Source organism: Pseudomonas sp. PvP009, from assembly GCF_017832995.1.
Lineage (GTDB): Bacteria > Pseudomonadota > Gammaproteobacteria > Pseudomonadales > Pseudomonadaceae > Aquipseudomonas > Aquipseudomonas syringae.
In genome coordinates this window covers 4,674,018-4,699,904 of record NZ_JAFIBG010000001.1, presented here as the reverse complement: position 1 = coordinate 4,699,904, position 25,887 = coordinate 4,674,018, and the positions used below count along the sequence as shown (strand labels likewise).

29 protein-coding genes are annotated in these 25,887 nt (G+C 59.7%); 11 read left to right on the top strand and 18 right to left on the bottom strand.

Annotation, left to right across the window (positions count from 1 at the left end):
- Positions 1–50 precede the first annotated feature (50 nt).
- Both JOE29_RS20300 and JOE29_RS20295 read right to left on the bottom strand, forming a co-directional pair.
- Entirely contained in the window at positions 51–1,622 is a 1,572-nt protein-coding gene (locus JOE29_RS20300) for an alkaline phosphatase D family protein (protein WP_210079804.1), read from the bottom strand.
- Positions 1,619–2,182 carry a GNAT family protein gene (locus JOE29_RS20295; protein ID WP_058445615.1) on the bottom strand — a complete coding sequence of 188 codons (564 nt, stop codon included), beginning with the start codon at positions 2,180–2,182 and terminating at the stop codon, positions 1,619–1,621. Before JOE29_RS20295 ends, JOE29_RS20300 begins: the two co-directional genes overlap by 4 nt.
- 201 nt (positions 2,183–2,383) lie before the next feature.
- Between JOE29_RS20295 and JOE29_RS20290 the strand changes: the two genes are divergently transcribed.
- The 7 genes from JOE29_RS20290 to JOE29_RS20260 all read left to right on the top strand — a co-directional run bounded on the left by JOE29_RS20290 (position 2,384) and on the right by JOE29_RS20260 (position 9,844).
- On the top strand, positions 2,384–2,791 hold the full coding sequence (locus tag JOE29_RS20290; protein WP_003345964.1) for a biopolymer transporter ExbD: 408 nt from the start codon (positions 2,384–2,386) through the stop codon (positions 2,789–2,791).
- Positions 2,792–2,793: 2 nt separating this feature from the next.
- Positions 2,794–3,558, top strand: a complete 765-nt coding sequence (locus JOE29_RS20285) for an energy transducer TonB (protein ID WP_044311985.1) — start codon at positions 2,794–2,796, stop codon at positions 3,556–3,558.
- A 20-nt stretch (positions 3,559–3,578) separates the two neighbouring features.
- Positions 3,579–5,861 carry a TonB-dependent receptor gene (locus JOE29_RS20280; RefSeq protein ID WP_016567204.1) on the top strand — a complete coding sequence of 761 codons (2,283 nt, stop codon included), beginning with the start codon at positions 3,579–3,581 and terminating at the stop codon, positions 5,859–5,861.
- A gap of 25 nt (positions 5,862–5,886) precedes the next feature.
- Entirely contained in the window at positions 5,887–6,537 is a 651-nt protein-coding gene (locus tag JOE29_RS20275; protein WP_024649231.1) for a MotA/TolQ/ExbB proton channel family protein, read from the top strand.
- 63 nt (positions 6,538–6,600) lie between these two features.
- Positions 6,601–7,842 (top strand): phospholipase D-like domain-containing protein, encoded by a 1,242-nt coding sequence (locus JOE29_RS20270; RefSeq protein ID WP_024649230.1) that lies wholly within the window; start codon positions 6,601–6,603, stop codon positions 7,840–7,842.
- A gap of 54 nt (positions 7,843–7,896) precedes the next feature.
- Positions 7,897–8,382, top strand: coding sequence for a GNAT family N-acetyltransferase (locus tag JOE29_RS20265; protein ID WP_104652942.1), 486 nt, complete (start codon positions 7,897–7,899; stop codon positions 8,380–8,382).
- A gap of 250 nt (positions 8,383–8,632) precedes the next feature.
- Entirely contained in the window at positions 8,633–9,844 is a 1,212-nt protein-coding gene (locus tag JOE29_RS20260; protein ID WP_004419207.1) for an MltA domain-containing protein, read from the top strand.
- A gap of 333 nt (positions 9,845–10,177) precedes the next feature.
- Here JOE29_RS20260 and JOE29_RS20255 read toward each other — a convergent pair whose 3' ends face one another.
- Both JOE29_RS20255 and JOE29_RS20250 read right to left on the bottom strand, forming a co-directional pair.
- Positions 10,178–10,639 (bottom strand): RES family NAD+ phosphorylase, encoded by a 462-nt coding sequence (locus JOE29_RS20255; protein ID WP_003414958.1) that lies wholly within the window; start codon positions 10,637–10,639, stop codon positions 10,178–10,180.
- Positions 10,636–11,085, bottom strand: a complete 450-nt coding sequence (locus JOE29_RS20250) for a DUF2384 domain-containing protein (protein WP_003345986.1) — start codon at positions 11,083–11,085, stop codon at positions 10,636–10,638. The genes JOE29_RS20255 and JOE29_RS20250 overlap by 4 nt, the downstream gene beginning before the upstream one ends.
- A gap of 265 nt (positions 11,086–11,350) precedes the next feature.
- Between JOE29_RS20250 and JOE29_RS20245 the strand changes: the two genes are divergently transcribed.
- From JOE29_RS20245 to JOE29_RS20235, 3 genes are all read left to right on the top strand, one after another.
- The gene (locus JOE29_RS20245) at positions 11,351–12,355 is read left to right on the top strand and encodes a response regulator (RefSeq protein ID WP_004419200.1); all 1,005 of its coding nucleotides are present in this window, start codon (positions 11,351–11,353) and stop codon (positions 12,353–12,355) included.
- A 3-nt stretch (positions 12,356–12,358) separates the two neighbouring features.
- Entirely contained in the window at positions 12,359–12,841 is a 483-nt protein-coding gene (locus tag JOE29_RS20240) for a PAS domain-containing protein (protein ID WP_003345989.1), read from the top strand.
- A gap of 96 nt (positions 12,842–12,937) precedes the next feature.
- Complete coding sequence (locus JOE29_RS20235) at positions 12,938–14,194, top strand: 3-phosphoshikimate 1-carboxyvinyltransferase (RefSeq protein ID WP_058445621.1); 1,257 nt, start codon at positions 12,938–12,940, stop codon at positions 14,192–14,194.
- Between the two features lie 22 nt (positions 14,195–14,216).
- Here JOE29_RS20235 and JOE29_RS20230 read toward each other — a convergent pair whose 3' ends face one another.
- The 3 genes from JOE29_RS20230 to JOE29_RS20220 form a co-directional block, all read right to left on the bottom strand.
- Positions 14,217–14,879: a ChrR family anti-sigma-E factor gene (locus tag JOE29_RS20230; protein WP_003408532.1), complete on the bottom strand. Its 663-nt coding sequence runs from the start codon at positions 14,877–14,879 to the stop codon at positions 14,217–14,219.
- Positions 14,879–15,391: a sigma-70 family RNA polymerase sigma factor gene (locus tag JOE29_RS20225; protein WP_003345995.1), complete on the bottom strand. Its 513-nt coding sequence runs from the start codon at positions 15,389–15,391 to the stop codon at positions 14,879–14,881. The genes JOE29_RS20230 and JOE29_RS20225 overlap by 1 nt, the downstream gene beginning before the upstream one ends.
- A 235-nt stretch (positions 15,392–15,626) precedes the next feature.
- Positions 15,627–15,815: a hypothetical protein gene (locus tag JOE29_RS20220; protein WP_024663313.1), complete on the bottom strand. Its 189-nt coding sequence runs from the start codon at positions 15,813–15,815 to the stop codon at positions 15,627–15,629.
- Here JOE29_RS20220 and JOE29_RS20215 point away from each other — a divergent pair.
- The gene (locus JOE29_RS20215; RefSeq protein ID WP_024663312.1) at positions 15,814–16,389 is read left to right on the top strand and encodes a hypothetical protein; all 576 of its coding nucleotides are present in this window, start codon (positions 15,814–15,816) and stop codon (positions 16,387–16,389) included. The genes JOE29_RS20220 and JOE29_RS20215 overlap by 2 nt on opposite strands.
- 186 nt (positions 16,390–16,575) lie before the next feature.
- On the opposite strand, the gene vapC is transcribed toward JOE29_RS20215, so the two are convergent.
- The 11 genes from vapC to JOE29_RS25610 all read right to left on the bottom strand — a co-directional run bounded on the left by vapC (position 16,576) and on the right by JOE29_RS25610 (position 25,667).
- Positions 16,576–16,980 (bottom strand): tRNA(fMet)-specific endonuclease VapC, encoded by a 405-nt coding sequence (gene vapC, locus JOE29_RS20210; protein WP_003345997.1) that lies wholly within the window; start codon positions 16,978–16,980, stop codon positions 16,576–16,578.
- A complete protein-coding gene (gene vapB, locus JOE29_RS20205) occupies positions 16,980–17,210 on the bottom strand; it encodes a type II toxin-antitoxin system VapB family antitoxin (RefSeq protein WP_003345999.1) in 231 nt (76 codons plus the stop codon). The genes vapC and vapB overlap by 1 nt, the downstream gene beginning before the upstream one ends.
- Positions 17,211–17,326: 116 nt before the next feature.
- Positions 17,327–18,208, bottom strand: a complete 882-nt coding sequence (locus JOE29_RS20200; RefSeq protein ID WP_044311980.1) for an aldose 1-epimerase — start codon at positions 18,206–18,208, stop codon at positions 17,327–17,329.
- Complete coding sequence (locus tag JOE29_RS20195) at positions 18,183–19,154, bottom strand: EamA family transporter (RefSeq protein WP_210079803.1); 972 nt, start codon at positions 19,152–19,154, stop codon at positions 18,183–18,185. The genes JOE29_RS20200 and JOE29_RS20195 overlap by 26 nt, the downstream gene beginning before the upstream one ends.
- Before the next feature lie 84 nt (positions 19,155–19,238).
- Positions 19,239–20,519: a TRAP transporter large permease gene (locus JOE29_RS20190; RefSeq protein ID WP_003408543.1), complete on the bottom strand. Its 1,281-nt coding sequence runs from the start codon at positions 20,517–20,519 to the stop codon at positions 19,239–19,241.
- The gene (locus tag JOE29_RS20185; RefSeq protein WP_210079802.1) at positions 20,520–21,047 is read right to left on the bottom strand and encodes a TRAP transporter small permease; all 528 of its coding nucleotides are present in this window, start codon (positions 21,045–21,047) and stop codon (positions 20,520–20,522) included.
- Between the two features lie 63 nt (positions 21,048–21,110).
- A complete protein-coding gene (locus JOE29_RS20180) occupies positions 21,111–22,136 on the bottom strand; it encodes a TRAP transporter substrate-binding protein (protein WP_010424887.1) in 1,026 nt (341 codons plus the stop codon).
- 57 nt (positions 22,137–22,193) lie between these two features.
- Positions 22,194–23,078 (bottom strand): SMP-30/gluconolactonase/LRE family protein, encoded by an 885-nt coding sequence (locus JOE29_RS20175; protein ID WP_210079801.1) that lies wholly within the window; start codon positions 23,076–23,078, stop codon positions 22,194–22,196.
- Between the two features lie 42 nt (positions 23,079–23,120).
- Entirely contained in the window at positions 23,121–23,948 is an 828-nt protein-coding gene (locus tag JOE29_RS20170; protein WP_003346007.1) for an NAD(P)-dependent oxidoreductase, read from the bottom strand.
- Between the two features lie 179 nt (positions 23,949–24,127).
- A complete protein-coding gene (locus JOE29_RS20165) occupies positions 24,128–25,396 on the bottom strand; it encodes an OprD family porin (protein WP_004419176.1) in 1,269 nt (422 codons plus the stop codon).
- A 142-nt stretch (positions 25,397–25,538) separates the two neighbouring features.
- On the bottom strand, positions 25,539–25,667 hold the full coding sequence (locus tag JOE29_RS25610; RefSeq protein ID WP_003346012.1) for a hypothetical protein: 129 nt from the start codon (positions 25,665–25,667) through the stop codon (positions 25,539–25,541).
- Between the last annotated feature and the right edge of the window lie 220 nt (positions 25,668–25,887).

Below are 25,887 nucleotides of genomic sequence, written 5' to 3'. Positions count from 1 at the left end.
GAAGCCTGTCAATGCGAGCTTCAGGCGTTTCAATGGCTCATGCTCAGGCCTCACACCGCAACAGCCCCCGCCTTGCCAGCCTCCACCACAAACCCCTTGAGCGTCGACACGCTCGCCGCAGGGTCCAGCACATCCGACACCACTTGAAAGCGGGTCTGCATGTGCTGCTCGTTAAGGTCTACTGCCACATAACCGCGTTGACGGCTGTCGAAGAACTTCACGTGTGGGTTGAGGCCGAGAATGCTGTTGAAGGCGTCGAACGGTGGTCCGCTGGAGGTTACCGAGGTGCCGACGAATTCGGTGGCGACGATGGCTGAGTCCGGATTGCCGGCGTCGGCGTGCAGGTCGGTGGTCCAGAACGAATGGATATCGCCACCCCAGAACACCGGGTTGCGGGTCTGGTGGCGTTGCAGGGAGGCCAGCACGCGCTCGCGGGTGGTCATGTAGCCGTCCCAGCCGTCGGTCCAGTGGCCCTGCGCCTTGGTCTTGAGATCGCGCTGTTCCAGTGGCGCGACCAGCAAATCCTGGGCAATGACATTCCACTGGCCGGAAGACTCGGCGAAGCTGCGGTCCAGCCAGGCTTCCTGTTCCCAACCGAGCATGGTGCGTTTCGGGTCACGCAGATCCGGGCAGTCGCTGGGCGCGACATGACCTCGACGGCTGCCGTTGGCCTGGATGCAGGGTTGCTCTGAACGGTACTGTCGACCGTCCAGCACGTGAAAACGTGCCAGACGCCCATAGTCGAGGTTGCGGTAAATACGCATTTCCTGTCCTTTGGGCAGGCTGCTGGCGCGCAACGGCATATGTTCGTAAAAGGCCTGATAAGCGGCGGTCCTGCGGCGCAGGAAACTGTCCACCGGCACGTTGGGGTCCTGTGACCACTGGGCGGCGTAGTCATTTTGCACTTCGTGGTCGTCCCAGGTGGCGACGCTCGGCGCACAGGCATGCAGCGCTTGCAGGTCGGGATCGGTCTTGTACTGCGCGTATCGATTGCGATAGCCCGCCAGGTCCATGGGGTCAGGTGTAGCGTGGTGACGCGGGAACCGAGGGTTTTCCGCGGACACGTTCATCTCATAGATGTAGTCGCCAAGGAAGAACACCAGGTCCGGGCGCTCCGCCGCCAGGTGTCGATAGGCGCTGAAGTACCCGGCCTCCCAGTGCGAGCACGACACGAAGCCGAACCGCGCCGAGACCATGGCGCTGTCCAGCGGTGCCGTGCAGGCCTGCCCGACAGCGCTTTGCGCCCCCAGGCTCTCGAACTGATACCAATAAGGACGCCCAGGCTGCAAGCCGCTCACTTCGACATGCACCGAATGGGCAAGGCGTGGGTGGGCGGTGGCCTGTCCTGTGCGGACTACGTGAGCCATGGCCGCATCGCTGGCGATCTTCCAGCGCACCTCAACGGGTTTGCTCAGCCCGCCATCGCCCGAGGGCGTCATCACCTTGGGCGCCAGACGTGTCCATATCACGAAGCCGTCCGGCAACGGATCGCCAGATGCCACGCCGAGCGTAAATGGATAATCGACCCCCGCGCTGCGCGCAAACGGGCTGAGGATCGACAGCAATGTTGCACTGGCCACTCCGGTGATGATGCGTCGACGGTCGGGGTTGAAATCTGTCATGACGTGGCCTCTGACGATGCGTATTCCGAGCGCAACAGGCTGAACAGCAGCATGTTTTTGAACACACCGTTTTTCAGAAATGCCTCTCTGGTACAGCCCTCATACGATAACCCGCACTTCTTCAGGACCCTGGCGCTGGCCGGGTTGTCGCTGAAGCACTGGCCGGCGATGCGGTTGAGGTTCATGTCCGTGAAGCCATGCTTCAGCAAGCCTTTAGCCGCTTCGCAGGCATAACCCTGATTTTGGTATTCCTTTCCTGTCCAGTAACCCAGATGGCCGCTGCGATGCGACATCGAAAGGCGCAGCGAGACGATCCCGGTCAACTCTCCGGTTGCCTGGATGTGAACCCCGAGGCTCACCGTCTGACCGGCGGCATATTGGTCGTGGGTCTGTGCGATGAATACCTGCGCATGCTCAAGGGTGTAGGGGCTGGGCAGTGCTGCGGTCATGGCCGCAATGGTCGGCTCGTCGGCCAGGCGTGACAAGGTAAGCGCCTGTTCAGGCTGCAACGCGGCGAGCAGCAGACGCGAGGTTCTGATAGTGGGCAGCGGGCGACTCATCCGTATTTTCCGTCGGGTTGAATGCTCAAACGCTGGCGCGTTGTTATGGCATTTCCGTGACGGCCTGAAGAATCATTTAAGTGCCATGAGATGTACAGGTAACCGCCATGTAACGGTCATGTATCGGTCTTGTAAAACAAGCCGGTCGGTCACGTTCGGTTGCTAGATTCTCGGCCTCTAAGAAGAGAGCGAGAGGCTGGCATGAGAACGTGGGACGAACCTAAAAAGCGCAAGGCGCACATCGAACTGATCCCCATGATCGACGTGATGATGTTCCTGCTGGTCTTTTTCGTATTGGTAAGCCTGAACGTGATTCCGGCGTTGGGGATGAAAACCCAGTTGCCGAGTGCCAGCAGTTCACAGCAGCTCAAGCCGCAGAACAAATCGATCCTGACGCTGGGGCTCAACGGCGAATTACAGCTTGATGGCAAGGCGACCACGGTCGACGCCCTGGTGCCTGCCTTGAAGGCGCTGGAAAAACCCGACAGCAAAACCACGATCATCGTTAACAGTGACAAGGGCGTGGAAGTCGCCCGTCTGGTCGAGATCATGGACACCCTGCGTCTGGGTGGTTTCACGTCAGTCTCCATCGCCACGCGCAAATCCTGACTATGTATTTCCTGTTTCGTGTACGTCAGTGGCTGGGTGGCTTGCCTGCGCTGGTGGCGCTCATCGCAATCGTGATCGGTGTGCAGACCCGTCCTCTGAAAATGGAGCCGGTCTACGACGAGTCGGCCGTGGAGCTGGCGCTGATCGAGCCCGAGCCGCCTGCGCCCGAGCCCGTCGTACAGCCCGAGGCGCCTGCGGTACAACCTGACGAGCCGCCACCTCCGCCGCCTGTAGTCGAAAGCGAAGAAGCCGAGCCGGCGCCACCACCACCGCGGCCCAAGCCTGTTCCCAAGCCAAAACCCAAGCCGGAGATCAAGCCAGAACCAAGGCCTAAACCCTTGCCCAAACCGGCAGTGGCAAAACCCGTCGAGCCGGTTCAGGCACCCAGCAAGCCGATCGCCAGCGCCCCGGTTGCGCCGCCGTCACCGCCTGCGCCACCCGCAGCGCCGAAGGTCGACACCCAGGGTATGGAAGGTGGCTACCTCAAAGGGCTGCGCAGCGAACTGGACGGTTACAAACAATACCCTACCGGCCGCCAGGCCTCACTGGAGCGCCCGAGTGGCGAGGTTGTGGTGTGGTTATTGGTCGACCGCCAGGGGCGAGTGCTGGACTCCGGCATTCAGACCCAGGCCTCCAGCATGCTGCTCAACCGCGCAGCCGCCAACAGCCTGCGACGCATCAAGCAGGTCAAGCCATTTCCCGAGCAAGCCTTTGGTGGACGCAACGAACAGCGCTTCACCGCCACCTTCAACTACAGCGTGCAATAGCACTGACAAGGAACAAAGTGATGAAGTTTTCCAGAATTCACCTTGCGTTGGTCGCCGCGGGCATGAGTCACGGCATGGTTATGGCCGACTCGAGTGCCAGTGACGTCGGCACCATTGGTGTGCAAGGCAGGGCGACGGTTGGCGGTGGCTACATGGTGCAGGAGGAGAGCATCAAGGCGCGCTCCACGGTGACCAAGGAGGCGCTCGACAAGCAGACCGCGACAGGTAACGCGATCGACAAGCTCAAGTACACACCGGGCCTGAATATCTCCAGCGAAGACGCCACCGGTCTTTCCGGTTTCAAGTTCACCATGCGCGGACTCAACTCCGATCAGGTCGGCATGTCGGTAGACGGCATGCCGATCAACGACTCCGGCAACTACGCGCTGTACTCCAACCTGCTGGGGGACCCGGAAAACATCGATCAGATTTTCGTGACGCAAGGCTCTGCGGAAAGTGACGGCCCGCATATCGGTTCCAGCGGCGGCAACATCGGTATCGTCACCATCCGGCCCACTAAGGAAACCGGCGCATTCGTCAAGCAGGTGGCGGGCAGCAACGGCACTTACAAGACCTTCGCGCGACTCAACACCGGAGAAATCAACGGGCTGAGCAACTGGCTGTCGATGTCTCACACCGAAGGTCAGAAATGGCGCGGCGATGGCGCGGTGCGTGCCGACAAGGTGGAGTGGAACAGCTTCTTCGACATGGGCTCGGGCAATACCGCCAACCTGATCCTCAAGTACCACGAACAGGACAACAACAGTTACAGCCAGCTCACCAAGAGTCAGTTCCAGCAGAACGGGCGCAAGTTTGACCCTTATCCTTCGACGCCAGCGCTGGGCAGCAACGGTAAATTGTCCAGCTACTACGAGCTGGCGCAGAACCCGTTCCAGACATTCACCGGCGTGCTCAATACCCAATTCAAACTGGCCGACAATCTGTCTCTTTCCGTCGTCCCCTATTATTTCTGGGGTAACGGCAGCGGCGTGAACAGTTCTTCCTATGCGCTCAACCGCGGTTCGAATCAGAACGGTGTATTCGACCTGAGCAACCTGCCGACGGCGGCGGCTTATAACGCAGACGGGTCATCGACCACTGGCGTGTATTACCGTCCTTCGCGCACCCAGACCTGGCGTCCGGGGATCACCACCAAGTTGAACTGGGACGTCAACGACGAGCACAGCGTACAGGTCGGCTACTGGTATGAACGCGCGCGTCAGTCGCAGACTCAGCCCTTCATCCGCCTGAAGAGCAATGGCAAGCCTGAAAGCATCCAGCCTGATTCGGACTACATGGTCGATGCCAACGGCAATGAGATCCAGGGCCGTGACCGCTATACCGTGACGCCTGCACAAAAAGTCTGGGCTCAGGACACCTGGTATTTCGCCCCGGACTGGACACTGGTCGGCGGCCTGGCCTTCATGAACGTCGAACGCGAAGGCACCAACCACGGCAGCCTGACCGAGCGGCCGGAAAAACGCGACCAGACCTACAACAAGCTGTTGCCGAACGTCGGCCTCAAATACCAGCTGGATGAGCGCGACCAGTTGTTCTACAGCCTGTCACGCAACATGCGCGTGCCGCAGAACTACGTTCTGTATGACCCGGGCACCGGCTCCATCGACAGCAAGCCGGAAACCAGCTGGAACCACGAACTGGGCTGGCGCTACACCGAACAGGACATGACGCTGGCGGCCACGCTGTTCTACCTGCAGTTCAAAGACCGTCAGGTGTCATCAAAAGACGTCAATGGCGACTTTGCCGACATCAACGCCGGTGCAGTCGACAACAGCGGTCTGGAACTGGAATGGAGTGGCCTGCTGCCGCACCATTTCAATTACTACACCTCGTACACCTACACCCGCGCCAAACAGAAAGATGACCTGACCGTCTTCAATAACGGCGCCGCCATCGAGTTGCCCACCAGTGGCAAGCAATTTACCAACGTGCCGAAAAACATGCTGGCCGCCAACATCGGCTACGACGACGGCAGTTATTACGGGACCTTTGGCGCCAAGCTCACCAGCAAGCTGTATGGCGACCTGACCAACGACGAAAGCATTCCGGGGCGCACCATCTTCAATCTGGGCGCAGGGATCTACCTTCCGGTGGACAAGAAAATCGTCAAGGACGCCACCTTGCGTCTGAACGTCGACAACCTGTTCGACAAGGAATACTTGGACGGCGTGTACACCACCAAAACCAACGCGGGCACTTACAGCGGTTTCCGCGATGGCGACCCGGCCTACATCGTCGGGGTCGAGCGTACGGTCACCGTTTCTCTTGAAGCCAATTTCTAATCTTCATTGACCAGAGGTCCTTGCCATGGACATGAATCAGCTCCACGACATCACGTTCTATGTGATGTACGCCGCCATCGCGATAGCGATCTTTGTCGCGATCGAACGAGGCATCTACTTTGCCTACGTGCGTCGCCAGTCACGGGCGCTGCAAACGGCACTCGGTGCCTCGGTACACAGTGAAAAGGATCTGCCGGAGACGCTGACACGGCGGACCAGCCTGCCACTGGAAATGGTCCTGCCGGTGCTTGCGCAAAAAAATGCGCAGGGATCGCGCAGGGATCTGGATGACGTCATCGAAACCCAGTACCTGAGCACTCGCGCACCGCTGGCCCGCAGCCTCTGGCTGATCGAAACCATCACCACCGCTGCGCCACTGTTGGGCTTGTTGGGGACGATTCTGGGCATCATCGACACCTTCAAGGCCCTGGCCAGTGCCGGGGTGTCCGACCCCGGGCAGATTTCCGCCGGTATCGGTACAGCGCTGTTCGCGACTGGGCTGGGTATTGCCATCGCCTTGTTCTGCGTGGTCTTTCACAACTACTTTCAGGACAGCCTGGAACGTATCAACGACCAACTCAAGATCCTGCTGATCCGCGCTTCCAGCGGAGCACGTGTGCATGACGAAGCCGAGCATCCGGTTGCGTCGGCCCAACCGAAATACCGGACGGCCTGATCCACTTAACGGCGCGTGCTCTGGCATGCGCCATCTTGTCTGTGTCTGGCGATGAGGCTCGCAATGCCCTTTTACCCTTCGTATCGTCGACTGTCCCTGAGCTACCGCGCCGTGATCGCAGCGTTACTGCTGGGCAGTTCGTGCGCGCAAGCAGACTTCGCCATCCCGGGTTTCGAACTGGTACACACCGTGCCGGTCGGGTCTGACCTGCAGACGCCTGACCTGCGAGCGCCCGGCGAGGTCTGGCGCGAGCTGTTTGACGGGGCTCGCCAGCGTATCGACATCGAACAGTTCTATGTCGCCGACCACGCAGGCTCGGTCATGGACAAGGTGCTTGAAAGCCTGACGGCAGCCGGGCAGCGCGGAGTGAAAATCCGGTTTCTGCTGGAAGAAAAAGGCCTGAAACTTTCCGACCCGCAGACCCTTGAGCGACTGCGCGCCATCCCCAACCTCACCTTACGCGTACTGCCCTACGCAAAGCTCACGGGCAGCGGCATCATTCACGCCAAATTCCTGGTCGTGGATGGCCGACAGGCGTTCATCGGCAGTCAGAACTTCGATTGGCGCTCGCTGGAGCATATCCATGAAACCGGCCTGCGCATTGACGAGCCGACCGTCGTACGCCAGACGCAGGCCATATTCGATCAGGACTGGCTTGCCCAGGCCGCCATTACCGAGGGCAAACCGGTTCCTGTACCGCGCCCCGTCGATAGCACTTTGCCCAACGGCAATTACCTGATCGCCAGTCCGCAGCGTTATAACCCGCCGGGGGTCGTCGACTCCCAGACCGAACTGCCCCGTTTGCTGGCGCAAGCCAAAAGCGAGGTTCGTGTCCAGTTGCTGGACTACGCGCCCCTGTCCTACGGGCCCGACAAAACCCGGCCTTACTATGCGGTCATCGATAATGCCCTGCGCAGCGCAGCCGCCCGCGGCGTGTCGATCAAACTCATGGTGTCCGACTGGAACACCGGTATGCCCGAAGTCGCCTACCTCAAGAGTCTGGCCCTGGTGCCCAACGTGCAGGTGCGCATCGTCACATTGCCGATGGCGGCTCAGGGTTTTATCCCCTATGCACGCGTGATCCACAGCAAGACCATGGATATTGATGATCAGGTTGCCTGGGTAGGCACTAGCAACTGGCTGGGCGGCTACCTCGACAACTCGCGCAATCTTGAAGTGGTGATGCACAACGGCTCGATGGCCAAACGCATCGGCCAACTGCACGAGCAGCTTTGGGATGGGCCGTACGCCAAGCCCATCGACATCAATCGCGACTACCCGGAACCGCATCCGGGTAAGCCTTGACAGTAAACAGATGGGCAGCCGAAAGGGCAGGGCAGCGTTAGTGAGGGGGCTGAAATGAGCTTGATCGTCCGTGCCATGGCAGACAGTGACTGGTCTTCGCTGGCTGATATGTTTGAACAGCCGGTATTCCGTTGGTGGACGCTTCGTATGCCGCACCAGTCAACCAACGACGTAAAAAAGCTTGTCGAAAGTCGAAGTGCTTCTGGGCTGTCCCTCGTTGCCGAGTGCGATGGCATGGTTGTCGGCTGCGCCATGCTCTATCGTTTTCAGGGGCGCAGGCAGCATGTAGCTGATTTCTGGATGGGGGTTGCAGACAGTCATCATCGCCAGGGTATTGGTGACTTGTTATTGAACGAGCTCACCGCCACTGCCTCTCGATGGATGAATTTAAAGCGCCTGGAGCTTACTGTTTTCGTTGATAACAAGCCTGCTATCGCACTGTACGAAAAGAATGGCTTTGTCATAGAGGGCACGCACAGGAAATTCGCCTATCGAGATGGCGAGTACATAGACGCTTTCAGCATGGCAGCAGTCTACTGACGTATTTCAAAAGACCCTCGGAATGCAGCCTGGTTGTTATCAGGTACGAAGTCGGGGCCGTGCAGCACCGGCCCAACGCGTACCACTCATGAGCGCTGACTTGCTCGACTCCATCTTTCTCTTACGCCGCGTCTCCACATCATCCAGGTCGACTTTTCAGACAAACCCTAGGCCCCTCTGCCCGCTTCAGCCACAATGACGCCTTTCACCCACCAGCCTGCTGCGGGCTGTAAACGGATTGGTGCTACTGATGATGCTCTCTTTCAAGCCATGGTTGCGGGGTCTGGCGCTGGTTTTGCCACTGGCTGCGTTGCTGACCGCGTGTGACAAGTCCGATAAGTCCGACAAGCCGGTGACGCCGCCTGCGCCGCCGCACACCACGTATAGCCAGGCTGGCTGGGACGCGCTGCCTGCGGTGTCCGACGCGGATTTGCAGGCCGGTTTTGCCTCTTGGCGCAGTGCGTGTGTGCGTTTGAAATCTGATGCGGTGTGGGGGCCAACGTGTGCGGCGGCTGCGAGTCTTGCGGCTGCGCCGGATGCTGCGCAGATCCGCACCTTTTTGCAGGAGCAGTTGCAGGTCTACAGCCTGCGCGCCGACGGGGGCAGTGCCGATGGTTTGATCACCGGCTACTACGAGCCTGTTTATCCGGGCAGCCTGACGCAGACCGCCACGGCTAATGTGCCGGTGTATGGCATTCCGGACGATCTGATCGTGGTCAATCTGGACAGCATTTACCCCGAGCTCAAAGGCAAGCGTCTGCGCGGTCGGCTTGAGGGGCGGGTGCTCAAGCCTTACGACGACGCTGCGACGATCAGCGCGCAAGGCTTGAACGCGCCGGTGATTGCCTGGCTGACTGACCCGATGGATCTGCAGTTCCTGCAGATTCAGGGCTCGGGGCGCGTGAGTCTGGAGGATGGCTCGCAGCTGCGTCTTGGCTATGCCGATCAGAACGGTCGTCCGTATCGCGCGATTGGTCGCTGGCTGGTAGAGCAGGGGCAGTTGAAGAAGGAAGATGTGACCATGGGCAGCATCGCGGCCTGGGCCAAGGCGCATCCGGAGCGGATCAGTGAGCTGCTGGCGAGCAATCCCAGCTACGTGTTTTTTGCCCGTAACCCCGACAGCAACGAAGGTCCGCGCGGCTCGCTGAATGTGCCGCTGACCCCAGGCTATAGCGTGGCCATTGATCGCAAGGTGATTCCGCTGGGCAGTCTGCTCTGGCTCTCCACCACGCGGCCGGATGGCAGCAGCGTGGTGCGTCCGGTCGCTGCCCAGGACACGGGCGGTGCGATCGCCGGTGAAGTACGCGCCGACCTGTTCTGGGGGACCGGCGACGAGGCGGGCAAGCTGGCTGGCGACATGAAGCAGAAAGGTAATATCTGGCTGTTATGGCCCAAGGGCATGCCGTTGCCTCAGTCCGCAGAAACAGTTCCTGCAACAACCTCGGCTGCCGCTAGTCACTGAAATCCCTTCACCTCGATAGCTACCGTCCTGCTCAATGGATAGGTAGCTATCTTCTTCATGCCCCCGTTTTCCTTCCAAATACGCCTGGAATAGCCAAATGCAATGGGGCGAGAGTGCTGCCAACAGCGCCGCCAGAGCCATAGGTTGGATATACGTCCGGGGCTTCGTATTACTCATTATCGCAAGCGTGCCGTAATAGCCTTTGCTGTGGATGCCGCGCAGGTAAAAATCCTGGGTATTTTCTACGGTGGACAGGACTTTGAGGCTGTCTTTCAAGCTGATCTGAATGAGTGATAACACGTGGGGCAGGCAGTGGACTGACCTTTAGCCAACTCACTTCAAACGCGGATCAACCACAAAATCCAGCTCTTTCGCCGTTGCCACAACGGCTCTGAACTCCGGGTGCTGGACGTTGAGCAGGTAGTTGGACTCGCGTGGGATGATCACGCTGGGCACCGCCAGTGCCAGGCTTTGAGCGGAGGCCAGCCAGTCGTCGCCGAACGAGGCGGTTGCCGGTGGCGCGGGCTCTTCGCGCCAGTCCCGGGGCAGGGTGTCCGGGCGTGCATTGAGGACGTGCTCCTCGGCAATCTGCAGTTCAAGCATCGTGTAGTGCTGAGCCACAGTGGCGTTGTTCAGGTGCACCAGCACTTCCAGCAGGGCCAGTGACTCGCTGCCCGCGCAGTACACGCAGGCGTTGCCCTTGCTGTTCCAGCGTCCGCCGTAGAGCTTGGCGCCTTCACCGTCGAAGGCCTGCGCCAGCCATTTGCGCTTGACCAGTCGATAGACCGCTATCACGCCACGACCCCGTGCTCCAGGCGGCCGATCAGGTCAAGCACTGCCTGAGCCTCGGCCGAGGTCGCGAGCATTTCCAGCGGCCTGCGATTGCCCAGCCCATAGACCGGGTTGGCCAGCCACAGACGAGTCGCTTCGGCGTCGTTTTCGAACAGGTCCAGCGTCGCCTTGTACACCGCCGCCAGGCGGAACAGCCGATCGCTTTCCTCGGCATTGAAGCGGCGTACCTTGAGGCGTCGCTGCAAGGTCGCCGGAGCGATGCCCAGATGTTCGGCCAGGGTCGAGCGGTTCAGGTCGGTGTAATGCGCCAGACGTTCGAAGACTTCATAGGGCAAGCCGTCATGCAGCGCCGAGTACAGCCGCGCACCTCGTGCAGGGATTCCCAGGTGTTGCCAGAAATCGTCCTGCCGGGGCACGGCCGGATGGTAGTCGCTTATGGGCAAAGACATGGCACACCTGCCTATCGAGTGATTACTATTAAATCTATCACTTGATAATAGGCACGTTTCCGACGTCGCGACAGTGATTTACAGCAACGGACAGCGAATAAAACTACAGAAACTCCAAAAATCACCGACTTAGGCTATAGGTTTAGTTTGAATGTTACTGATCTCGCGTTATAGGCTCGATGCCAGTCGCTTCCGATGGTGCCGCTAAACGTATACGTGCTGTCCGCCGTGGTCAGCCTGATTTTCCTGCAGTGAGAACCACACGATGTCCACGCTTGCGCTATTGATATGCGATGACTCGAACATGGCGCGAAAGCAGCTGTTGCGCGCGCTACCTGAAGACTGGGATGTCTCGGTCACGCTGGCCACCCAAGGGCAGGAAGGCCTGGAAGCGATTCGTAAAGGTCAGGGCCAGGTGGTCCTGCTCGACCTGACCATGCCGGTGATGGACGGTTACCAGACGCTGACGGCGATTCGTGCCGAAAACCTCGACGCCAAGGTGATTGTGGTGTCGGGCGACGTGCAGGACGAAGCCGTGCGTCGGGTCATGGAGCTGGGCGCGCTGGCGTTTCTGAAAAAACCTGCCGACCCGGACGAACTGAAAAGCACACTGGAGCGCCTTGGCCTGCTGGGCAAGCCTGCGGCGTCACCGGTTGCACTGCCGGCTCTTAACAACAAGGGCGGGGTGATCAGCTTTCAGGATGCCTTCCGCGAAACCGTCAACGTCGCCATGGGCCGTGCAGCAGCGTTGCTGGCCAAGGTACTGGGTGTGTTCGTGCAGTTGCCGGTGCCCAACGTCAACATGCTTGAAGTTGGCGAGCTGCACATGGCGCTGGCCGATGCGCACAGCGATCAGCGCCTGACTGCGGTGTGTCAGGGCTACATCGGTGGCGGTATTGCAGGTGAGGCGTTGCTGATTTTCCACGACTCGGAAATCTCCGGAATCTCGCAGCTGATGGGCGGTGATCACTCCGACAGTTCCGACATGGAGATGCTGCTCGACCTGTCCACGATCCTGATCGGCGCCTGCCTGAGCGGCATTGCCGAACAGATCGACATTGCCTTTTCGCAGGGCCATCCACAGTTGCTGGGTGCGCAGGGCGGCATCGACGAGCTTATCCGCATCAATCAACAGCGCTGGAAAAAGACCCTGGCGGTCGAAATCAGTTACAGCGTGGAAGGCCACAATCTGCATTTCGATCTGCTGATGCTGTTCACCGAAGATTCGGTCGAGCTGCTTACCAAAAAACTCGCCTACATGATGAGCTGACCCATGAGCAACGCTATTGAAATCAACGAGCTTCATTGGTTGCTGGCCGTCACGCAGAACATTGACGTAGGCATCGTGGTGCTGGACCTGAACTACCGCGTGACGGTCTGGAATACCTTCATGGAAAACCGCTCCGGCGTGGTGCCCTACGTGGCAGTCGACAAGACCTTTTTCGAGATTTTTCCGGAGGTCAACGCGAAGTGGTTCAGCAAGAAAATCGACAATGTCGTGACCCTCGGCACGCCGGCGTTCACCATCTGGGAGCAGCGGCCGTATCTGGTGCGTTTCAAGAATTATCAGCCGATTACCGGGCAGGAGGAGTTCATGTATCAGAACACCACACTGTTCCCGCTGCGTTCGACCACCGGGGCGATCAGCCATGTGTGTCTGGTGATCTATGACGTCACCGACGTGGCGGCCAACCGCAATCAGTTGCTGGCGGCCAACGACAAGCTGCAGCAACTGTCGGGCTCAGCGAAAAGCTGACCCGCGCCCGGGCTTGGCGATGAATGAAACCGGCACTGCGGGCTTGATCCCGCTCGTGCTAGGATCGCGATTTTTCCGCTGACGCTCAGGGACATCATGCGACCTCAAGCCACCCTCACTGTTTTGCCTGTCGAGCGCCCGCTGGTCGGGCGTGTCAGCCCGCCGGGCTCCAAGTCGATCACCAACCGCGCATTGTTGCTGGCCGGGCTGGCCAAAGGCACCAGCCGCCTGACCGGCGCGCTGAAGAGTGACGACACGCGCGTGATGTCCGAAGCCTTGCGTCTGATGGGCGTGCAGGTCGACGAGCCGGATGACAGCACCTTCGTGGTCACCAGCAGCGGGCACTGGCAGGCGCCGCAGCAGGCGCTGTTCCTCGGCAATGCCGGGACTGCGACACGCTTTCTGACCGCGGCACTGGCCAACTTCGAAGGCGACTTCGTGGTCGATGGCGACGAATACATGCGCAAGCGCCCGATCGGGCCGCTGGTCGATGCCTTGCAGCGTATGGGCGTGGAGGTCAGCGCACCCAGCGGTTGCCCGCCGGTGGCGATCAAGGGCAAGGGCGGTCTTGAGGCCGGTCGTATCGAAATCGACGGCAACCTGTCCAGCCAGTACGTGTCGGCACTGCTGATGGCCGGCGCCTGTGGCAAGGGGCCTGTGGAAGTTGTATTGACAGGCAGCGAGATCGGCGCGCGTGGCTACCTCGACCTCACGCTGGCGGCCATGCAGGCGTTCGGTGCCGAGGTTCAGGCCATCGGCGACGCCGCCTGGAAAGTCTCGGCTAGCGGTTATCGCGCTACGGATTTCCACATCGAGCCGGATGCCTCGGCGGCCACTTACCTGTGGGCTGCGCAGGCCCTGACCGAGGGCGCTATCGATCTGGGCGTGGCCAGCGACGCGTTCACTCAGCCCGATGCGCTGGCCAGCCAGATCATCGCCAGCTTCCCGAACATGCCGGCCGTGATCGACGGTTCGCAGATGCAGGACGCGATTCCGACGCTGGCCGTACTGGCCGCCTTCAATCGTCAACCGGTGCGCTTTGTCGGCATCGCCAACCTGCGGGTCAAGGAGTGTGACCGCATCTCGGCACTGTCCCACGGCCTGTGCGCCATCGCACCCGGCCTGGCGGTCGAAGAGGGTGACGATCTGATCGTCAACGCCAACCCGGCGCTGGCAGGCACTACGGTCGATGCCTTGATCGACACCCACTCCGACCATCGTATCGCCATGTGCTTTGCGCTGGCGGGCCTGAAGATCGCCGGCATCCGCATTCTCGACCCTGATTGCGTCGGCAAGACCTACCCGGGCTACTGGGATGCGCTGGCCTCATTGGGCGTAACCGTTCAGCGCTGACCGCAGGTGCAGCAGCCGTTTTTCAAATCCCGAAAAACGGCTGCATCATCCGCGCCAGCAGTCCCTGAAAACGCAGCTTCGATTCAGTGGCCAGCACGCAAATGCATTCCCGGTCAGGGTAGGCGATGGGCTGGTGATGGATATGGCTGTCCAGATCGGCCACATCGTTGAGTCCGAACTCTCCCTGTACGTCGTAATACGCACCCTTGAGGACCATGGTCATCTCGCCGCTTTCGTGGCTGTGGACCGGCATGCTCACGCCGGGGGCGATCTTCAGCAGCATCAGGTTGCCCTGTTCGATGCCTTCGGCGCGTACTCGTTGTACGCCGGGGATCAGGGTCTTCCACTTCAACGTACTCAGGTGTCGACCAAAATGCGCCTGCATGCAGACCGGCATCAGGTCCGGGTCCTGATTGGCCGCCGGCATCGAGTGCAGGGCAGGCACAAGCCCCGCTTGCTGCTCGTCAAGCCGCGCCAGCATGGCCGATCTGCCCTTGAGCGGCACCACACTGCTGGTGTGCTGCTGCATCAACACACCGCCAATTGCCTCGGCCTGCCTGAGCCGCGCCCGGCACTCGGCGCAGCGCTCCAGATGCGCGGCAGTGACTAACGAGATGACCTGCGACAGCGCCCCTGCGGCATAACTGACCAGCGTGGCGTCGTCCGGATGATGTTGTGGACCCATCATGATTCCTCTATCCGCGAGCGCAATTTTTGAAACGCCAGGCGCAGGCAGGACTTCACCGTGCCGAGCGGCATACCCAGGCGTTCGGAAATCTCCCGGTGGCTGAGCGCTTCGAAATACGACATTCGCAACACTCGGGCCTGATCGGCGGGCAGGTTCTGGATGGCGATGTTGAGTTGTTGCTCCTGGCGCTGGCTGTAATCGAGTGTTCGATCTACCGGGGCCTCCAGACGCTCGAGTTGTTCCAGTGAGTTCTGCACCTGCACCCAGCCACGGTCCTTGCGCACACTGTCGATGTACAGGTTGCGTGCGATGCGAAACAACCATGTCCCCAGGCTGGCCTTGGCCGGGTCGAACGAATCGGCCTTGTGCCACAGTTTGAGCAGCACCTCCTGCACCAACTCTTCGGCCTGACCTTCTGGCACATTCAGCCCGGTGAGGTAGCGCAACAGGCGCGGAGCGAAGTGATCGTAAATGCGCATGAAGCTGTCGCGGTCCCTCTGGCGGGCCACGGCGGTGACTTCATCGATCCAAAGTCGGGTGATTGTCGATTCGCTGTGAGAGGGGGACAAGTGACAGAAGGTCCTGAGACTGGCAGTTATGCGCATGATCCACCTTCTGATCACCATTGTGTGGGTTTGGTTCGCTATGCAGAGGTGTTACGTAACGGGGTGGGGGGTGGATCATAGGATGTGACGAGCGGCGCATCCGTTCAGGTGCAAGAATCCTTGGACTTGGAAGGTGTGTTTAGCGAGTTGCTCGGTCATCCAGACGAAGACCATCAGTGCGCTGAAATTCTCGCAGGTTGTGGGTGGCAACGATCAGCCCAGGAGAACGGGCCTTACGACCATTAGCTGTCATTTCTGACAGTAGAGTGAAAAATGCTTTTTGCTTAATCTGACTTTTGGAGACCATCAACGTCAGGGAGACAATCATGGATACTCATGTCACGCACGCTTCGTTCTCGCAGGTCCGACTCGCCAGCCTGTTGTTATTGGTCATCGTTTGCACGGGGCTTTTTTTCGCGCCAGAGCGATCACAGGCTGAGGTTGCAAACCTGGCGACTTGTCCGGTAGGAACTCACACCGCAACTTGGTCGCCAGGAGTGACCAATACCGCCAAGACTACCGACGTGGTGACGACAAGCAATTGGGGACCGTGTGTTTTACCTTCATTTCCCCTGGTAGTCAGCGCTTCGTCCATACAAAGTTTTCAGGCCCCTTTATCCTGTCAGTCTTTACTGCTGCAAACGTCCAATGTGGTATGGATCATCACCTGGAGCGATGGGGTGACCAGCACTTACACGTTCAATACGAGTTTCAATACTGTGAACGGTCTGATTACAGCCGTTCTGGGTGTCGGGACAATTACAGATGGCCGTTTCAAGGACGCCACTGCGTTGAGTACATTTGAGCTTGTTAATTTTCAGGCCGCGTTGAATAACAGCTGCGGCACTACGACCGGTGTCACAGGTGTCAGCGGCCTTTCAACGCTGGTCATTACCCCGTAATGACAGACGCCAGGCTCGCACGCATGAGGCCTGCTACAAACTCTTGTCTTGCAGGCCGACCCCCAACCTCATCTACCCCCCATGCCTTAAAAAGGCTCAATCCCGGATGCCTCGACAGGTGATGGGCGTTCACCGGGTGGCTGACGGGCTCAAAACATAAGAGGCGTTGCAGTTATCGTGTTGAGGTCATTGGCTTACCCAGTCTTCTACCCTCAGCCCCTCGACGCGTCGGAATTCACGCTGATTATTAGTGATCACCACCAGGCCTAGAGAGCGGGCGTGTCCTGCAATCATTTGATCGTACGGGCCGATCGGTGTGCCCGATCTAGCCAGTTCGGCTCTGATCATGCCGGTATGAGCCGCAGCGTCGCTGTCGTAAGGGAGCACTTCAAGACGCGCTGTGAAACCCTCTACAACGGCAAGGTTTCTTTCGGGGCTCAAAGACTTTTCTGCGCCGTAGACAAGCTCCATCAACGTGATCGCGCTGATACATAGCTGTCCATGATGGAGGTTGAAGGCTTCACGCACCGAAGTTGGCTTGTTCTTTATAGTGAAAATGCAAATATTGGTGTCAAGCATGTACTTGAGCATCAGAGCGATTCGCGCTGCTGTTCGGCTGGTTGTTCACGCTCTGCCATGAAATCATCACTGACACTTTCACCATCGAACCAGCTGTTCCACATTTCACCGGCGGGGGAAATAATGCGGGTTCTGCCCACGGCTACGACATCGACACGTTTCACGTCGTCTGGCAAGGCGACCGCTTTTGGCAGTCGGACAGCCTGGCTTCGATTGCTTTTGAAGACTGTGGATTGTTCCATGAGTGCTTCATCCTTGGCTGATGTATCAGATGAATAAGAATATGTTTTTTTGGGGATATGTCAACGGGATATCCCGGCCTGTTCTGTAGCTTGAAATGAGTCAACAGGACACTTATTCATGACCCCCGCCTCAGGTCTTTGTAACGAAGACTGAACTCCAGCGTCACTGATTCCCTCTGCCGCAACAGCTTCAACCCCGGCCGTCCTGGCAAATGATGCGCGTTGACCGGGTGGCTGACCGGCTCGAAGCAAAAGAAATCCAGCCCCGGCGGGCAAAACACCAGAAAGTATTCGCTGCCGGTGGCCTGGCAGTGCAATTCGTAGCCCAGATCCGGCTGGCTGATGATGCTCTGGCCATCCCAGCCGGTGAAACCGTTGTCCAGACGTGTGTCGGGCAAAGCGTTGCCGTGACGGAAGTCCCACTCGGCGGGCAGGTCCTGCAAGGCGCGGGGCAAACCGGCTTCGTCGCACAGCCAGACCTGCGCAGCCTTGGCCTGCAAACGAGTGTGGGCGGTGCGCGGCAAGTACGGGTGCAGGCCCAGCCCGTGCCAGACGGCGCGGCTGTCCTGATGAGTGGTGGTCAGTTTGATGCTCAGCGTGCCCTCGCGCAGGGTGTAGCGCAGCTGTGCGCGGTAGGCGAACGGCGTCTGGCTGTCGAGTTGCAGGCAGACCTGCTCTGCGCTCTGTTCGATGACGGTCCATGCCTGCTGCCAGGCGCTGCCATGGATCGGCAGCGGGTCGTTGGCGCTGTTTGGCTCCAGGGCCAGCCAGCCGTCTGGTGTCTCGAAACCGCCGTTGCCGATCCGGTTCGACCACGGCGCCAGCGGGTAGCAGGCCAGCCGACGGGGCGTCCCGGCCGCCAGAGCCTGTTCGTCGCTGGCGCGCAGCAGCGGTTGCCCGCTGGCCAGGACGGTCCAGTTGACGATACTGCCGCCGATGTCGGGGGCCAGTGTCAGGCGGGTCAGGCCATCTTCAAGGGTCAGTACGTTCGTGGACATGCTTCAAAGCCTTTTTGGATGATTGAGAGTCAGGCGACTGGGCGCGCCGCCAGGTCAGCAGCACGATGCCGCTGACGACGATCAGCCCGCCGACCACCTGACCGCTGCTGAGCAATTGATCGAGAATCAGCCAGCCAAACAGCAGGCTCGCTACCGGCTCTATGTTCATCACTGGCGCGTTGCGGGCGATGTCCAGCCGTGCCATGCAGATGAACAGCAGCGAGAAACCCAGACCATACAAAACCACCAGACTGGCCAGTGCGGTCCAGCCGACAGAACTCGTCGGCAGACCCACGCCACCGCGCAGCACGCCGCTGCTGCCGGCGATGGCCGCGACGACGAACACCACGGCCATGGTCAGCATGCTGCGTACGCTGCCGCGCATGCCCGCCAGTTTGTTATCGGTAATCCACAGCGCAAAGGCGAACACCACCGCAGCAGTCGATGCGTAGGCGACACCTTCCAGCCATTGCGGCTCGCTGCTGCCGGAGTTCGACAGGCGCTGCGGCACGTCCAGCGCCAGCGTCAGGCCAAACAGAATCAGGCCCATCAGGCCTGCGGCGCGCCGCGTCGGCCGGGCACCGCCCAGTACCCAGGTCAGTAACGCCAGCAGGATCGGCGAGACATTGACCACCAGCAAGGCCAGAGCCACCGGAATACGCGCCACCGCCGAGTAGATGCAAAAGCTCTGAGTGGCGATCAGCAACCCCAGAAGCAGCTGCCAGCGCCAGGTGCTGGCGGGCAGACTGAGCCTTTCACGCTGCCAGAGCACCAGACTGGCCAGCACCAGCAAGGTCACACCGGAGCGACAGAGAATAGCCAGCAGCAGGCCGGTGTCATGATCGAAGGCAATGCGTGCCGCAATGTGGTTGCCGGCAAACGAACAGGCCAGCAGCGCGAGGATCAGCACGGCGATGTGGCGCGGAAACAGGGTAGGGGCGGACATACGCAAACCAGCCTCCTTGGCTGGATAACAGAGGTGCATGCCGGAGCGCTTTCAAGCGCTCCGGCAGCTTTGCAACGGGAGACGTCAGAGCACGACGCTCGGCAGCCACAACGAGATGGCAGGAATGTAGGTCACCAGCATCAGCACCAGGAACAGCGCGACATAGAACGGCACCAGTGCTTTTACTGTGGCTTCGATGGTGACTTTACCCACCGCGGCACCGACAAACAGCACCGCGCCCACTGGCGGGGTAATCAGCCCGATCCCCAGATTGACCAGCATGATCATGCCAAAGTGCACCGGATCGATACCGACGCCAACGATGACCGGCAACAGAATCGGGGTCAGGATCAGAATCAGCGGCGCCATGTCCATGACCGTGCCGAGCAGCAGCAACATCACGTTGATGCACATCAGGATCACGTAGCGGTTGTCCGACAGGGTCAGGAACGCGGTGGTGATCTTCATCGGGATCTCCATCAGCGTCAGGATGTAACCGAAGCTGGCGGCAAAACCGATCAGGATCATCACGATGGAAATGGTGCGTGCCGCCCGGTGCATCAGTTTGGGCAGGTCGCGCCATTTGTAATCGCGGTAGATGAACATGGTGACGAAGAACGACCAGAGCACGGCAATGGCTGCCGACTCGGTGGCCGTGAAAATCCCCGACAGAATGCCGCCGAGAATGATGACCATGGCCATCATGCCCCAAAGCGCTTCACCGGCAATTTTCAGTGCCTGGCGCAGCGGGATCACTTCACCCTTGGGGTAATTGCGCTTGCGCGCGAAGATCATGCACAGGCCCATCATCACTGCGCTGAGCAGCAGGCCCGGGAGGATGCCGGCCATGAACAGCGACGCGATCGACACCGTGCCGCCTGCCGCCAGCGAATAAAGCACCGAGTTATGGCTGGGCGGCGTCAGCAGCGCCTGCACCGAGCCGCTGACGGTCACTGCCGTCGAGAAGTCCCGCGGGTAGCCGTTGCGTTCCATTTCCGGGATCAGCACCGAGCCCACCGAGGCCGTGTCGGCCACCGAAGAACCCGAAATCGCGCCGAAGAAGGTCGAAGCCACGATATTGACCAGCGACAGGCCGCCACGCACGAAGCCCACTAGCACCGCGGCAAAGGCGACCAGGCGTCGCGACATGCCGCCTTCGGCCATGATCGCTCCGGCCAGCACGAAGAATGGAATCGCCAACAGCGAGAATTTGTTCACGCCACCCGCAATCTGGATCATCAGCGCATCGGCCGGGATGTCGATCCACCAGGCACCGATCAGGGCTGAAAGGCCCAGCGCGTAGGCCACCGGCATGCCGATCAGGATCAACGCGATAAAGCTGCCCAACAGTATAAAAGCGTCCATTTATGCGGCACCTTCGCTTTCTTCAATGACGTCGAAACGCATGACCGCGCGATGACTCTGGTCACCCAGCAATAACCTTTCCAGGACGAAGACCAGGGTTACGAGGCCGCCGAGGGGAATCGGCAGATAAGAGATCCCGACACGCAGAAACGGCAGTTCGCCGACGAATTGATTCCAGGTGGTGGCGCACAGCTTGAAGCCCTTGAAGATCATGAACAGGGCGACGATCGCCATCAGAATCTGCACCACCACACTGGCGAATCTGCGCACCTGCTGAGGCATGCGGTCCACGGCCATCGACACGGCCATGTGCGCACCGGCACGGTAACTGGCCGCTGCGCCGAAGAAGGTAAACACCACCATCAGCAGGATGGCGGTGGGTTCAGGCCAGCTGGAGCCGCTGCCGAGTATGTAGCGGGCAAAGATGCCCCAGGGGATGATCAGGGTCATGATCAACACCGACAGGCCGGCAATGCCGATGCAGACCCGGTAAAGCGTATCGTTGATGCGCAATAGCGTATTTTTCATAAGGCTCACCACTGCGGCGGCGAACGAGTTGGTGCTCGTTCCCGCTGCTTGATCGGGACAGGCTTATTGGGCCGCTTGGGGGGTGCTCGCCGCCAGTGCAGGATTGGTCTGGACCGCTTCGATGCGGCTGATCAGATCCTTGTAAGGCGCGCCGAATTTGTCGCGTACCGGCTGGGTCGCGTCGTAGAAGGCTTTCTTCTGCTCAGGCGTCAGCGTGATGAACTCCACGCCAGCAGCCTTGAGCTTGGTCTCGGCTTCGGCCGACGACTTGTCCCAGAGCACGCGTTCTTCCATCTGCGCTTCACGCGCCAGCTTTTTCACCAGCGCCTGCTGCTCGGGATTGAGCTTTTGCCACGTGGTTTTCGACATCACGATGGGCTCGGGCAGAATCAGGTGTTCGGTCATGGTGAAGAACTTGGCGTTCTGGTAGTGGTTGTGCTGGAAATACGTCGGCGGGTTGTTTTCCGCACCGTCAATGACGCCGGTCTGCAGGGCGCTGAAGATCTCGCCGGTGGCCATGGCGATGCCGTTGCCACCCATGTCGTTGATGGTTTCGATGAACACCGGGTTGCCCTGAACGCGGATTTTCATGCCTTTGAGGTCGGAAATCTGGCGTACCGGCTTCTTGGTGTACAGGTTTCGGGTGCCGCCATCCATCCAGGCCAGGGCGACCATGTTGAATTCGGAGTTGGTGATCTTGTCGAGGATTTCCTGACCGATCTCGCCATCGATGATGGTGCGCATGTGCGCCTGATCACGGAACACGAACGGCAGGTTGAAGACGTTGACGTCCGGCACTACCGGGCCGACGATGCCGAGGCTGACGCGGGTCATCTGCACGGCGCCGCTCTGCACCTGCTCAACGACTTCCTTCTCGGAGCCAAGCACACCGCCCGCGTACATCTTGAAACTGATCTCGCCTTTGGATTGATCTTCGAGTTTTTTGCCCATGTTCTGTTCTGCCACGACCGGCGCATAGCCAGCGGGATGAACCTCGGCGAATTTGATTTTGATGTCAGCGTGGGCCATGCCTGACACACAGAAGGCCAGCGGAAGAGCTGCGATGAGAAGCGTGCGTTTGAAATCCATGGATATCTCCGATTTTGTTATTTTTGGTCGAGCTACGGGATTTTCGGTAGGGCGCTGTCAGCCTTGAAATGTGGGTTCCTCCAGGCCCTGGACGCCAGGTCGCAGGGCGAACACGCCACCGGCCAGTGGCTGATCGCCAATATCGCCACCCGGGCGAATGGACGTCACGAACAGGGTGTCCAGGTTAGGGCCGCCAAAGGCGCACATGGCTGGCTTTTTCACCGGCACGACCAGAGAGTGGTCGAGTTTGCCGGCGGGGGTGAAGCGATGAACCAGGCCTTCGTCGTTGCCACAGATCCAGTAGCAGCCATCGGTGTCGATCGCCGCGCCGTCGGGACGACCCAGGTGTTGGTTCATGTCGACGAACAGGCGGCGATTGCGCGGCGTGCCGCTGTCAGTGTCGTAATCGAACGCCCAGATCTGCTGCACGCTGGGGTGCGAGTCGGACAGGTACATGATCTTGCCGTCGGGGCTGAACGCCAGGCCGTTGGGGACGATGAAGTCCTTGAGCTGTGCGTCCAGTGTCATCTGGCCGGCACTGTAGCGATATAACGCACCCACCCTCGCACCGGCGGCCATGTCCATGAACATGGTGCCCGCCCAGAAACGACCCTGTCGGTCGCAGCGGCCATCGTTGAAGCGCATGCCAGCCTGCGCGTGTTCGACGCTGGCCAGAAGCGTGCTGATCAGGCTGCCGTCTTCGCAGGGCTGCAAATGAAAGATTCCGTTCTCCATCCCCGCCACCCAGCCGCCCCGGCTATCGGCGGCGATACAGGCAAGCATTTGCGGCGCTTTCCAACTGCGTGTGCTGTTCTGCTTGAAATCCCAGCGATGCAACTCGCCCTTTGGAATATCCACCCAGTACAACGCTTGATCACGCACGCTCCAGACCGGGCTTTCGCCGGTGGCGTTCTGTGCATCGACAATCAGTTCGGCATCCATGACGGTTCGTGTCTCCAGAGTGCTGCGAGAGGAAAGCGCTGCTTATTGGTCGCCGAACGGTCCTGACGCCACAAAGGCTCCGCCCTGGTACAGCATTGCCGGGTCATCGGCTGCCGGCAGAGGCTGTGCTTCGACCTTCTCGCGAAAAACTTCCGAGCTGTCTTTCGGGGTGTAGTCCAGTTTGCTGGCCAGGCGGTTGTCCCACCAGACGGTCTTGTTGTCCGAGACGCCGTAGACCACGGTATGGCCCACGTCTGGCGTGTACAGCGAGCGCTCGATCAACTGGGTCAGGTCAGCAAAGCTCAGCCAGGTGCTCATCATTCGGCGGTTTTGCGGTTCGGCAAACGACGAGCCAATGCGGATGCTCACGGTTTCGATGCCGTAGCGATCGAAGTAGAAGCTGGCCATGTCTTCGCCGTAGGACTTGGACAGACCGTAGTAGCTGTCCGGGCGGCGAGGGGAGTGCGCGTCGATGGTCTCGGTCTGCTTATAGAAACCGATCACGTGGTTGGAGCTGGCGAAGATCACGCGTTTCACGCCGTGCCGGCGGGCGGCTTCGTAGATGTGGAACACGCCGCAGATATTGGCGCCGAGGATCTCCTCGAACGGTCGCTCGACCGATACACCGCCGAAATGCACGATCGCGTCGACGCCTTCTACCAACTGGTGTACGGCATCCTTGTCGGCCAGGTCGCAGACCTGAACTTCTTCACGGTCGTCGACAGCGGGCGCCATTTCGGCAATGTCGGAAAGCCGCAGCACGTTGGTGTAAGGGCGCAGTGTTTCGCGCAATACCTTGCCCAGGCCACCTGCCGCGCCGGTCAGCAGGAGGCGATTGAAGGGAGTTTGAGTGGTATGAGCCGATGCCATGAGAGAAGTCCCGATTGTTATTTTTGTCATCTGTTGTCGTATGACTTGCCGGATTATCGGCACCGCATACGCTGATTGTCAACGCGGCCAAGGTCTAAAAACGGGCTGGGCACGCACTTGGCCGGATACATTTGTAACAAGGCAAAACCTGCCGCTGCCGACAGGCTCTGCCACCGGTTTCAGAGCAACGAAATAGGGTAGCTGACGAACACGCGGTTCTCGTCGAATTCGTTGGTGCTGAAATCACGACGCAGGCTGGAGTTGCGCCATTTGACGTTCAGATTCTTCAGCGCACCGCTTTGTACGGTATAGGCCAGTTCAGACTCCCGACCCCACTCCTTGCCGTCAGTGATGTTGCCGGTGTGTACATTGTCGCCGCTGATGTAGCGGTTCATCAGGGTCAGACCGGGTACGCCCAGCGTCGCGAAGTTGTAGTCATGACGCAGCTGCCAGGATTTCTCTTTGGCGTTGTCGTAGCTGGAGTTGTAACTGTCGTTGGCCAGCGTACCGCCACTGGTGCCGTTGACGCGCATCCACGCCGTGTCGCCAGTCAGCTTCTGCAGACCGACATAGAAGGTGCTGCCGCCGTAGCGGGCAGAGAGCAGCGCGTAGGCCGTCTTGTTATCCAGATCGCCGGCCAGTTTGTTGCCGTCTTCCTTGCCGATGAAGTAACCCAGGTTCGCGCCCAGGGTCCAATCGCCGAGCGGCTGGCTGTGCAGCAGGTTGAAGAATTGCTGTTGGTAGATGTCCTGCAGCTCCGAGTACCAGACGCCTACCTGAGTGCGCTTGTCGTTGAAGACGTACTCGCCGCCGCCGAAGTTGAAGCGGTCCGAAGTGAATGCGCCTCGCCCGTTCAGCGACATGTCTTCCATGCTCGCATCGTTGCGCGGGCTGTTGCCGCGGAATTGCCCGCCGTACAGCGTCAGGCCGTCGATTTCCTTGGAGGTGACCTGGCCGCCGCGAAACGTCTGCGGCAACGAACGACCGTCATCGGAGCGCAGGATCGGCAGCACCGGCATCCACTCGCCGACCTTCAGTTCGGTCTTGGAAATCCGCGCCTTGCCCGCCACGCCCAGACGCCCGAAATCATCGGCCGGACGACCGTCGCTGTGGATCGGCAGCAACTGAGTGCCACCCGTACCCTTACCGCCATCGAGCTTGAGCGAATACAGGCCCAGCACGTCAACCCCGAAACCCACCACACCCTGGGTGAAGCCCGACTTGGCGTCGAGAATGAAGCTCTGCGTCCATTCCTCGGCCTTGTTCTGTGGGGCCGCACTGTTCGGGAAAGCCGGGTTGGTGAAGTTGCGGTTGAAGTAGGCATTACGCAGGTTGAGCGTGGCCTTGGTGTCGTCGACGAAACCCTCGGCCATGCCGAGCATCGGGAAAATCAGCGTCATGCCGCCGACGCCCAGCAGGATGCGTGAGCGGGTAGTGTGAGATGTCATTATTGTTGTGCTCCCTTGTTTAGTGAAACCGTCCCCTTTCCTGGCCGCGCGCGAGCGGCGGCCGACACCTTCGAGGATTACGTGATGCCTGTCGCCAGGCATGGCCTCGACCTGCAGGCGGCCGAGTACCGTTCGCTGTGTTTCAGCGAATGTTGTGAATCGAGAAGGGTGTCTGGTCGTGCGAGTTTTCAGTAAACGAGGCGTCACTGATCAAGGCTTCGATGATTGAGCCCTTGCTGATCGAGCGGGCAGGCGCGGCGTGAGTGTTCATGATGGACTGGCCTCGGTGTTGTTTTTATTTTTGGCGTTATAGGTTGTCGTACAACTGCGGGGATTATTTGCAGACCGTCGCCGCGTTGTCAACGCACCCATGGTCGAGGTTTAACGATTCACCGGCCATTTGAAGCGCCACTGATACCAAAATTAAATGCGAGTGAACGCTGCGGGCGGATGTGCAGTCCACCCGGTAATCCCGTTCATTTTTTGGAGAC